3 protein-coding genes are annotated in these 2,726 nt (G+C 44.7%); all 3 read left to right on the forward strand.

From position 1 onward, the window contains the following. The first annotated feature begins 242 nt into the window (after nucleotides 1–242). The 3 genes from PX482_RS10375 to PX482_RS10385 all read left to right on the forward strand — a co-directional run bounded on the left by PX482_RS10375 (nucleotide 243) and on the right by PX482_RS10385 (nucleotide 2,307). Nucleotides 243–848: a Uma2 family endonuclease gene (locus tag PX482_RS10375; RefSeq protein ID WP_285891441.1), complete on the forward strand. Its 606-nt coding sequence runs from the start codon at nucleotides 243–245 to the stop codon at nucleotides 846–848. Nucleotides 849–930: 82 nt separating this feature from the next. After that, nucleotides 931–1,464, forward strand: a complete 534-nt coding sequence (purE, locus tag PX482_RS10380) for a 5-(carboxyamino)imidazole ribonucleotide mutase (protein WP_002761719.1) — start codon at nucleotides 931–933, stop codon at nucleotides 1,462–1,464. 42 nt (nucleotides 1,465–1,506) lie between these two features. Beyond that, a complete protein-coding gene (locus PX482_RS10385) occupies nucleotides 1,507–2,307 on the forward strand; it encodes a tetratricopeptide repeat protein (protein WP_002761720.1) in 801 nt (266 codons plus the stop codon). Nucleotides 2,308–2,726: the final 419 nt, after the last annotated feature.

The raw sequence follows: 2,726 nt of genomic DNA on the forward strand, positions 1-2,726 counted from the left end.
ACCGTGCAGTTTCCGATATTTATAGGAATCGTGTAGCTAATTTTGATGATCAATTAATCTTAACGGCTTGTGGATTATGGAATTTTTATTTAGCGGCAGCATAAGCATTAATTAAAAGGAGAAGCAAGCTGAACTTCTCACAAAATAATTCATTCGGCTTTTTCTTATTTTGCAACAAGTCTATTATGGCGCAAGAGCAGTGATTAAGCTAAACGGCGCTTAACCTGCATGATCCAACAGCTATAACCCTTTTGGAGTCTATATCGGTGATCCGAAGTAAAAGCCGTTTAGCTTACTACGCTTCGGGAAATCTAACCATCTACTACAACGCGGAACAACTAAAAAAACGTGATTTCTGTGGTTCCGATTTTTTTGTGGTTTTAGATACCGAAAAACGTCCCCGCAAAAGTTGGGTAGTCTGGGGAGAACAGGGGAAATATCCGGATGTAATTGTCGAGATTCTCTCCGATTCTACGGCCAATATTGACCGCAATAACAAGAAAATTCTCTATCAGAATACCTTTCGCACTCCTAATTATTTTGGGTTTGATCCTAATACTTTAGAATTACAAGGATTTAGACTAATTGATGGACAATATCAAGCCATTTCTCCCAATGAACAGGGTTATCTCTGGAGTGAACAGTTAGGATTATATTTAGGGATATTTGACCGTAAACTGCGTTATTTTACCGCCGATGGTCAATTAGTCCCCACTCCTCAAGAAGCGGAATTACAGCAACGACAGGCAAAAGAACAGGCTCTTTTAGAAAAAGAAAGGGAACGACAAGCTAAGGAAAAATTAGCCCAAAAATTGCGAGAATTAGGCATCGATCCCGATGCAATTTAGGGGAAATCTGATCAGTAGGGTTTGAAGACAAAATAACAAACCCTGCTATAAGATTAAAAAGCAAAATTATTTTCTAGCAGTTATGGTGACAGCAGCGCCCCTAGTGGGTGTAATTATGGGCAGTGATTCCGACTTACCCACCATGAAAGAAGCGATCGCAGTTTTAGAGGTTTTTCAGATTAGCCACGAAGTCACCATTGTCTCGGCCCATCGTACCCCCGAAAAAATGTTTGAATACGGCAAAAACGCTCATTTAAGGGGAATAAAAGTGATTATCGCTGGAGCCGGCGGGGCTGCCCATTTACCCGGGATGGTGGCATCTTTAACCCCCTTACCCGTGATTGGAGTTCCCGTAGTCACGCGCACTTTACAAGGGTTAGACTCTCTCTATTCAATTGTACAGATGCCCGCAGGCATTCCCGTGGCCACGGTGGCGATCGGTAATGCCAAAAATGCCGGACTTTTAGCGGTTCAAATTCTCGCCATCGGTAATGCTGATCTTTTAGAGCAAGTTATCGCCTATCGTCAATCCCTCAGCGATTCCGTCCTCGAAAAACAAAGCAATCTTCAACGACTAGGCTATCAAGACTATCTAGGGCAGAGTTCACCTAAGTAGGGTAGATTGAGAAAAGATTAAGTAACAAATTATGAAGTAATTATGCGTTGGATCACCGCTTGTGTATTGAGTCTATTGCTCTTTTTTGCCCTACCCATAGCGGCTTATGCCGATAGCCCGACTATTAGCGAAGAACAGATTAGAGAAGGGGAAGTTATCGCCGAAAAAGCCCTAGAAGCCACAGAAAAAGGGGATTACGCCCAGGCCGAAAGCTATTGGACCCAATTAGTCGCCAAATTCCCCACTAATCCCGCCGTCTGGAGTAATCGCGGCAATGCCAGAGTCAGCCTCAATAAATTAGAGGATGCGATCGCTGATTTCAACCAAGCGATCGCCATTGCCCCCGATGCCCCCGATCCCTACCTCAATCGCGGCACCGCTTTAGAGGGAGAAGGCAAATATCAAGAAGCGATCGCCGATTATAATAAAGTTTTAGAACTGGATCCCAATGATGCCTTTGCCTATAACAATCGCGGCAACGCCGAAGGCGGTTTAGGGGACTGGGAAGCCGCCGTCAAAGACTATCGCCAAGCTACCCAACTAGCCCCGAATTTTGCCTGGGCGCAAGCTAATCTGGCTCTGGCCCTGTACGAATTGGGCAGATATCCAGAAGCAGTCCAAAAAATGCGGAATATTGCCCGCAAATACCCCATGTTTCCCGATGTCAGAGCAGCCTTAAGCGCCGTTTTATGGACCCAAGGACAACAGGGAGAGGCGGAAAGCAATTGGGTAGCCGCCGTCGGCATGGATACCCGCTATCAAGACCTCGATTGGGTAAAAAGCGTGCGACGTTGGCCGCCGAATATGGTTCTAGCCTTAGATAAGTTTCTTAACTTAAAGTAAAGAAGGACTAAATAGCAATTTTTCTCGCAGTAGCGGGACTGAGAGGCCAATTATCCTGAAATCCGCGACTAAAATACAATTGAGATGTGCTGGGTTGTACTGCATTTAAACTGCGTCGGGGAAATTTTAGTACAAATGCTCAAACTTCCTCGACCCAGCTCCGGCTCCCCCAACTCCGGTGGGGTTAAATACAGAAACTTGCAACTTTGACACCGCCACTGTCACTACCACCCCTAAGAGATGAAGTGTAAACTAATTAGGGTTTGCTGAATAAATCTAAAAACCTTGTTGGATAAGGCTTTTAGACTTTTTTGACCTCAAAAAGTGCCGACCATTGGAGTGATTGGGGGGAAAATTCAGGTACTTTTTCCCTGAAAATTAGGTAATTGACCCCCTCAAAATCGGTAAAACCCCACACC

Source organism: Microcystis sp. M53602_WE12 (assembly GCF_030065455.1).
In the GTDB taxonomy this organism is placed as follows: Bacteria; Cyanobacteriota; Cyanobacteriia; order Cyanobacteriales; family Microcystaceae; genus Microcystis; species Microcystis aeruginosa.